The organism is Demequina sp. (genome assembly GCF_024642165.1).
Lineage (GTDB): Bacteria > Actinomycetota > Actinomycetes > Actinomycetales > Demequinaceae > Demequina.
This window is the reverse complement of record NZ_JAHEBP010000100.1, coordinates 1-7560: the sequence shown is the minus strand read 5'-3', so window position 1 is coordinate 7560 and position 7560 is coordinate 1. Positions and strand designations below refer to the sequence as shown.

Genomic DNA, 7560 nt, shown 5'->3' with positions numbered 1-7560 from the left:
GTCTGGCTGCCGCCCGCGGCCGGCGATACGACCGTGGCGGCGGCGGGAGCGCGTGGCGGGCCGGCGCCCGGTGCGGGGGAATCGGTGGCGGTAGGGGGGCTTGCCGTCGACGTGCTGCAGAGCGGGCCGCCGCCGCAATCGCGCGACGGCACCGAGGTCAACGACTCCTCGACCGCGCTGCGGCTGATCGGCGGTGGCCTGACCGTGGTCGCTCTCGGGGACCTCGAGATCGACGGACAGCGCCGGCTGGAGCGCGTGCTCGCGCCCGGCTCGGTCGACGTGGTCAAGGCGGCGCACCACGGATCCGCCGCTCAGGATCCCGGGCTCATCCGCGAACTCGCGGCCCCGGTCGCCGTGGTCTCCGTGGGGGCGGGCAACGACTACGGCCACCCCTCGGGGGAGGCGCTCGCGCTGTATGGAGGCGCGGGCGCGGTGGTCCTGCGCACGGACCTCTGCGGGGACGTGGTGCTCACCACGGCGGACGGCGGTCCGGCCCTGGTCCGGGCGTGTCCGACGTCCGTGGCAGGCTAGTGCCCGTGGCGGGACGGCAGGCACCTCAGGCGACATGGCACCGCGCTTCACCCGCGCCGGTGGTGCTCGTGTCGGGGCCGGAACGGCTGCTCGCCTCGCGCGCCGTCGAGCGGATCACGGCGGCGATGCGCGCGCGTGGAGAGATCGAGGTCAGCCGGCTCGACGCAGGGGCGTACTCGCGGGGATCCCTAGCGGCCGCGACCAGCCCGTCCCTGTTCGCGGAGCCCGGCCTGGTGGTGGTCGAGGCGCTCGAGGCGATGAACGACGACTTCCTTCAGGACGCCCTGGCGTACGCGGCGAATCCCGACCCCGAGTGCGTGGTGGTGATGCAGCATGCGGGCGGCAACCGCGGCAAGCGCCTGCTGGACACCCTTCGCTCCGGGGGCGCGCCCGAGTACACGTGTCCCGCGATCAAGAGGGACGCCGAGCTGGTGGACTTCGCCACCGCGGAGTTCGAGCGTGCGGGCCGGCCCGCGCCCGCACGCGCCGTGCGTGCGCTGGTGGACGCGATCGGCGAGGATGTCGCGGAGATCGCCGCCGCATGCGCGCAGCTCGTCAGCGACGTCGACGGCCCCATCGACGAGGGCGTGATCGCCCGCTACTACGGCACGCGCGTCAACGCCACCGGATTCGCGGTCGCGGACGCGGCCATCGCGGGCCGGTCCGCGGAGGCGATCGCCCTGGTGCGACACGCCCTGTCCACGGGCACGGACCCGGTGCCGCTGGTGGCGGCGCTCGCCTCCAAGCTGCGCACGCTCATCAAGGTGGGCGCTGCGCGCGGGCGAGGGCTGGACCTGCGGGCGCTCGGGATCCAGCCGTGGCAGGAGGAACGCGCGCGGCGAGACCTGCGCCGCTGGGACGCCGACACCCTGGCCCTCGCGGTCCAGGCCGTCGCGCAGGCGGACGCGGAGATCAAGGGAGCGTCACGGGCCCCCGGGTTCGCCCTCGAGCGCGCGGTCCGCATCGTCGCGGATCTCGCCTCCTGACGGCGCCCGCGCGCTGTCGGCGGGGACACGGGGCCGGACACACGAACGCCCCGAGTCGCCGGGGCGATTCGGGGCGTCGGCCTGACGGTCGTCAGAGAGCGGCGACCTGCTTGGCCAGCGAGGACTTGCGGTTCGCGGCCTGGTTCTTGTGGATCACGCCCTTCGAGGCGGCCTTGTCGAGCTTGACGGAGGCGGTCTTGAGTGCGGTCTCGGCGGCGGTCTTGTCGCCGGAGGCGACGGCCTCGCGAACCTTGCGGACGTGGGTCTTGAGCTCGGACTTCACGGCGACGTTGCGCAGGCGCGACTTCTCGTTCGTGCCGATGCGCTTGATCTTCGACTTGATGTTTGCCACAGCGTTCCTTCTACATTCTGGTGGAAAAGTTCGGGGGTGCGGCGCGAGCAGACGCGCTCACACACGAACGTCGATCATATCAGCGATGGTGCTTCTTGAGTGAACGTGCCGTCTCGTCGAAGATCGTCCGCTCCAGGATCGCGCCCTCGCGCCTGACTGCGGCCGGGTCGACGCGGACGATGCGGTCGAGCCGCACCTCGCTGGGCCGCCCGCGACGATCCCACGGTCCCGAGCCGATGTCCATCCAGTACCGGCCCCAGCGTGCCTCATCCGCGGCGTCGCGATCGTGGTCCTTGCTGGTGAGCATGAGGGCCAGCAGCCAGGGGCCATCGCGCCCGATGAGCAGCACCGGACGATCCTTGCCGCGCGTGTGGTCCTCCTCGTAGGGCACCCACGTCCACACGATCTCGCCGGGGTCGGGATCGCCGCCGCGCGTGGGGGAGTACTCGATGCGCGGCACGCCCTCGAAGTCTCCCGGGTAGGACGGAGCGGTCGCGGTGCGGGTCCTCGCGGCCGTGCGCGCGCGGGGAGACGGCGTCACGCGGACGGCGCGAACGATCCTTCGGACCAGCTCGGACCAGGTGCTCACCCGGCAGACGGTACCGGCCCGCCGCGCTCGTCCGCCACGGCGGGTCCGTCGAACCGCAGCTCGCCCGCCGGAACGGCGTGGCCGAAGAGGAAGCCCTGGCCCAGTTCCCAGCCCTGCTCGCGCGCGATGGCGAGCTGGGCCTCGGACTCGACGCCCTCGATGACGCCCGACATGCCGAGGCTTCGGGTGAGGGTCGCAATCGTGGTGGAGATGCGGTCGCCCGTCGAGCGGTCGCCCAGCCGCAGCGTGAACTCGCGGGCGAGCTTGAGGCCCGACACCGGGTTGAGCAGCACGGAGCTCAGGGCCGAGTAGCCCGTCCCGAAGTCGTCGATGATCAGGTCGATGCCCAGGCTGGTGAGACCGTCGAGGTCGGACCGCGCCGCCTGCGTGGCGATGAGCATGCCTGACTCGGTGATCTCGAGCCCCAGTCGGGCCGGGTCGATGCCGGTGGAGTCGAGGGCGTGAGTCACCACGCGGGTGAGGTCCGCCGAGCCGATCTGACGGGTCGAGACGTTGACGAATACCCGACCGGTGAAGTCCGGCTGGGAGGCGATGAACTCACAGGCCTCGGTGATGACGAACGCCCCGAGCGGCACCACGAGGTTCGCCTCCTCGCACACCTCGATGAACTCCTCGGGAAGCAGCAGCCCCCGGCCGGGGTGCTGCCAGCGCACCAGTGCCTCGTATGCGACCGTCTCACACGTGTCCAGCCGCACGATCGGCTGGTAGTGGACCACCAGTTCGCCCTCGCGGATCGCGGTGCGCAGCTCCGACTCGATCGACAGCTTGGTGAGCGCGGTGCTCCGCAGCTCGCTGGAGAAGACCTCGACGCGTGCGCGGCCGCGCTGCTTGGCCGTGTACATGGCCGTGTCGGCGTTGCGGAGCAGGCTCTCGGCGGTGATGCCCGGCTCGGCCAGGGCGAGTCCCGCGCTCACGGTGGGCACCACCTCGTGCCCTCCCACGGTGAAGGGGACCTGAACATCGGCGGCGATCACCGTGAGGTATGCCTCGGCGGCGGCCTGCGTCGCGACGCTCTGGAGGATGACCACGAACTCGTCGCCGCCCAGTCGTGCGACGGTGTCACCAGGGCGCACCGCGCCGCGGATCCGTGACGCGATCTCGCGCAGCAGGACGTCGCCGGCCTCGTGGCCCAGGGAGTCGTTGACGAGCTTGAAGTGATCGACGTCGAGGAACACGCACGCCACCGTGTGGACGTCGGACCGGCGCTCCTCGAGCGCCACCCCCAGGCGCTCCAGCAGCAGAGTGCGATTGGCCAGGCCGGTGAGGTGGTCGTAGAGGGCGCGGCGCTCGAGCAGGTCCTTGGCGCGCCGGATCTCGGTGATGTCCTCGATGTGCGCCACGTACCGCGCGTCGTCGTCGCCCTCGGGCGCGGGAGAGACGGTGATGCGCGTCCACACGGCGTCGCCGTTGCGATGGACGAGTCGCGACTGCGCCTGGAAGTACGGGAGTTCGCCGGCGTCGATCTGACCGATCAGCTCCTCGTTGCGCCGGACGTCGTCGGGGTGCGTGATGTCTCGCAGGCGGTAGGTGCGCAGGCTCGCCACCGAGCGTCCGAGGATGCGCGCGAACGCGAAATTCACGTCCAGCAGCTCCCCGTCCGCGCCCAGCACGATCATCCCGATGGGTGATCCGTCGAACGCGGGTCGGAACAGGTCGGTCTCGGCCATGCCTCGCCCCCTCGGCGATTCTTCCGGCCGCGCCGCGCGTCCGGTCTGTCCCATGTATCGGCATCGACCGCGCGTCCATGAGCCTGGGCGGCCGCCGCGGCGGCCACCCAGTTCGTGGGAGAATGTTCCGCACCCCGTCCGTTCGAACCGAGGAACCGTCATCACCGTGAGCGCCGACATCCGCATCGAGCCCGCCTCGACGCAGCCGGAGCTGATCCGCAACTTCTGCATCATCGCCCACATCGACCACGGCAAGTCGACGCTCGCGGACCGCATGCTGCAGCTCACGGGGGTGGTCTCGGAACGCGCGGCGCGCGCCCAATACCTCGACCGCATGGACATCGAGCGCGAGCGGGGCATCACCATCAAGTCGCAGGCCGTGCGCATGCCGTGGGCGGTGGACGGTGCGCCGTTCGCCCTGAACATGATCGACACCCCGGGCCACGTCGACTTCACCTATGAGGTCTCGCGCTCGTTGGCCGCCTGCGAGGGGGCGGTGCTCCTGGTCGACGCCGCGCAGGGCATCGAGGCGCAGACCCTTGCGAACCTGTACCTCGCGATGGAGAACGACCTCACGATCATCCCGGTGCTCAACAAGATCGACCTGCCGTCGGCGGACCCCGAGCGTTACGCCGCCGAGCTCGCCCAGCTGATCGGCTGCGACGAGGACGACGTGCTGAGGGTCTCCGGCAAGACCGGAGCGGGCGTGTCGGAGCTGCTCGACCGCGTGGTGCGGGACATCCCGCCGCCCGTGGGAGACGCCGCGGCTCCCACGCGGGCGATGATCTTCGACTCGGTGTACGACACCTATCGCGGCGTGGTCACGTACGTGCGGGTGGTGGACGGTTCGCTCAAGCCGCGCGAGAAGATCGCGATGATGTCGACGCTCGCCACTCACGAGCTCCTCGAGATAGGCGTCATCAGCCCGGAGCCGGTGCCCACCAAGGGCCTGGGTGTGGGCGAGGTGGGCTACCTCATCACCGGGGTGAAGGACGTGCGCCAATCCAAGGTGGGCGACACGGTGACGCTCGCGCGCGACCGCGCGAAGAAGTCGCTGGGCGGGTACCGCGACCCGAAGCCGATGGTCTACTCGGGCCTGTTCCCGCTCGACGGCTCGGACTTCCCGGTCCTGCGCGACGCCCTCGACAAGCTGCAGCTGAACGACGCGTCGCTCGTGTACGAGCCCGAGAGCTCCGTGGCGCTCGGCTTCGGATTCCGATGCGGCTATCTGGGCCTGCTCCACCTCGAGATCGTGCGCGACCGCCTCGAGCGGGAGTTCGGGATCGACCTCATCTCGACCGCTCCCAACGTGGTCTACGAGGTCGAGATGGAGGACGGCAAGGTCCACACGGTGACCAACCCGAGCGAGTTCCCCGGCGGCAAGATCCACGAGGTCCGCGAACCCGTGGTGAAGGCATCCATCCTGGTGCCGAGCGAATTCATCGGCACCGTCATGGAGCTGTGCCAGGAGCGCCGTGGCGTGATGGGCACCATGAACTACCTGAGCGAGACCCGCGTCGAGATGCACTACACGCTGCCGCTCGCGGAGGTGGTGTTCGACTTCTTCGATCAGCTCAAGTCGCGTACGCGAGGCTACGGCTCCCTCGACTACGAACCCGCCGGCGACCAGGCCGCGGACCTGGTCAAGGTCGACATCCTGCTGCAGGGGGAGACCGTCGACGCGTTCAGCGCAGTGGTCCACAAGGACGCTGCCTACAAGTACGGGCTGGCCATGGTGGGCAAGCTCAAGGACCTCATCGACCGTCAGCAGTTCGAGGTGCCCATCCAGGCAGCGGTGGGCTCACGCATCATCGCCCGCGAGACCATCCGCGCCATCCGCAAGGATGTGCTGGCCAAGTGCTACGGCGGCGACATCTCGCGCAAACGCAAGCTGCTCGAGAAGCAGAAGGCCGGCAAGAAGCGGATGAAGAACATCGGCTCGGTCGAAGTGCCGCCGGAGGCGTTCATCGCCGCACTCAGCACGTCCGACGACGGCTCGGACAAGGGCAAGAAGAAGTGACGACGAGCGCTTAGGCGCTGGTAGACCCTAGTCTGGCAGGGTGATCACCCCCGCACCCGAACGCCGGGACTTCGGCGTGTACATCCACGTGCCGTTCTGCGCGGTGCGGTGCGGGTACTGCGACTTCAACACGTACGCGCCGGGCGAGGTCGAGGGCGCCACCCGGGAGGGCTACGTCGAGGCCGCGCTCGCCGAGATGGAGCTGGCCCGCGCCGCGATGCCCGGCGACTCTCGCCCGGCCCGCACCGTGTTCGTGGGCGGAGGAACCCCGACCATGCTCGACTCGTCGGCGCTCATCGCGCTGCTGGAGGGCGTGCGCGGAACGTGGGGCCTGAGCGCCGACGCGGAGGTCACCACCGAGGCGAACCCGGACTCGGTCACGCGCGAGTCGCTGCAGGCGCTCGCCCGTGCGGGATTCACGCGGGTGAGCCTGGGGATGCAGTCGGCGGTGCCGCAGGTGCTGGCGACGCTGGACCGGACCCACGACCCGGCCAATGTCGAGCGCGCGGTCGCGGCCGCACGGGAAGCGGGGCTCCACGTGAGCCTGGACCTCATCTACGGCACGCCCGGCGAGTCGCTGGAGGACTGGCGCGTCAGCCTCGAGACGGCCATCGGCCTGCGGCCCGACCATGTGAGCGCCTACGCGCTGGTGATCGAGCCCGCCACCCGCATGGGCGCCCAGCTGCGCCGGGGCGAGATCGCCCCCACCGACCCGGACAGCCAGGCAGAGATGTACGAGCTCGCGGACACCCTCCTGGGCGAGGCGGGTTACTCCTGGTACGAGGTCTCCAACTGGGCGCGGGAGCCCGCGGATCGCTGCCGCCACAATCTCGCCTACTGGCGCAGCCAGGACTGGTGGGGAGTGGGCCCGGGCGCGCATTCCTACCTGGGCCCGCGCGTGAACGCCGAGGGCTCTCCGGTGCCCGCGCGTCGATGGTGGAACGTCAAGAACCCGCGTGCGTACGCGGCGCGCCTCGCTCAGCGGCGTTCTCCCGAGGACGACGGCGAGGAGCTGGTGCCCGAGGACCTCTCGCTCGAACGGGTGATGCTGAGGATCCGCCTGTCCGAGGGAATCCCGGCGGAGTCCGTGGCGGGGCGCGGCGAGGCGGTGGCGCGGCTGATCGCCGATGGCCTGCTGGACGGCGCGGCGGCCGTGCGCGGCACCCTGCGGCTCACGCGGCGCGGGCGCCTGCTCGCGGACCTCGTGGTGCGCACGCTCGTCCCCTGACCAAGCTGGGCGGGCGCGCCCGACGCCTCCCGGTCGCCCGACGAGCCAATGCGGCGCGGCTCGCGCCGCGCCTGCGAGAAGACCGGAATGCGCGACCCTATCCTGATTTCGAGGAAGGGAGCGGTGGCCGTCGGGGCCGCCGGAGACGCGAATCAGCATTCAGGAA

General features: G+C 70.7%; 6 protein-coding genes and 1 pseudogene. 4 read left to right on the top strand and 3 right to left on the bottom strand.

The window, feature by feature from the left end; translation table 11 throughout:
- Together Q0L54_RS09065 and holA are read left to right on the top strand one after the other, a co-directional pair.
- Positions 1-531: pseudogene (locus Q0L54_RS09065) on the top strand (ComEC/Rec2 family competence protein); the annotation flags it as partial.
- A gap of 5 nt (positions 532-536) precedes the next feature.
- Entirely contained in the window at positions 537-1517 is a 981-nt protein-coding gene (holA, locus tag Q0L54_RS09060) for a DNA polymerase III subunit delta (RefSeq protein ID WP_296667412.1), read from the top strand.
- A 91-nt stretch (positions 1518-1608) separates the two neighbouring features.
- On the opposite strand, the gene rpsT is transcribed toward holA, so the two are convergent.
- The 3 genes from rpsT to Q0L54_RS09045 form a co-directional block, all read right to left on the bottom strand.
- Complete coding sequence (rpsT, locus tag Q0L54_RS09055) at positions 1609-1869, bottom strand: 30S ribosomal protein S20 (RefSeq protein WP_296667410.1); 261 nt, start codon at positions 1867-1869, stop codon at positions 1609-1611.
- A 79-nt stretch (positions 1870-1948) separates the two neighbouring features.
- Positions 1949-2410: a type II toxin-antitoxin system PemK/MazF family toxin gene (locus tag Q0L54_RS09050; protein ID WP_296667414.1), complete on the bottom strand. Its 462-nt coding sequence runs from the start codon at positions 2408-2410 to the stop codon at positions 1949-1951.
- A gap of 44 nt (positions 2411-2454) precedes the next feature.
- Positions 2455-4146: an EAL domain-containing protein gene (locus tag Q0L54_RS09045; protein WP_296667408.1), complete on the bottom strand. Its 1692-nt coding sequence runs from the start codon at positions 4144-4146 to the stop codon at positions 2455-2457.
- 166 nt (positions 4147-4312) lie between these two features.
- On the opposite strand from Q0L54_RS09045, the gene lepA reads away from it, so the two are divergent.
- Both lepA and hemW read left to right on the top strand, forming a co-directional pair.
- Complete coding sequence (lepA, locus tag Q0L54_RS09040) at positions 4313-6166, top strand: translation elongation factor 4 (protein WP_296667406.1); 1854 nt, start codon at positions 4313-4315, stop codon at positions 6164-6166.
- A 40-nt stretch (positions 6167-6206) separates the two neighbouring features.
- Entirely contained in the window at positions 6207-7394 is a 1188-nt protein-coding gene (gene hemW / locus Q0L54_RS09035) for a radical SAM family heme chaperone HemW (protein WP_296667404.1), read from the top strand.
- The last annotated feature ends 166 nt before the right edge of the window (positions 7395-7560 follow it).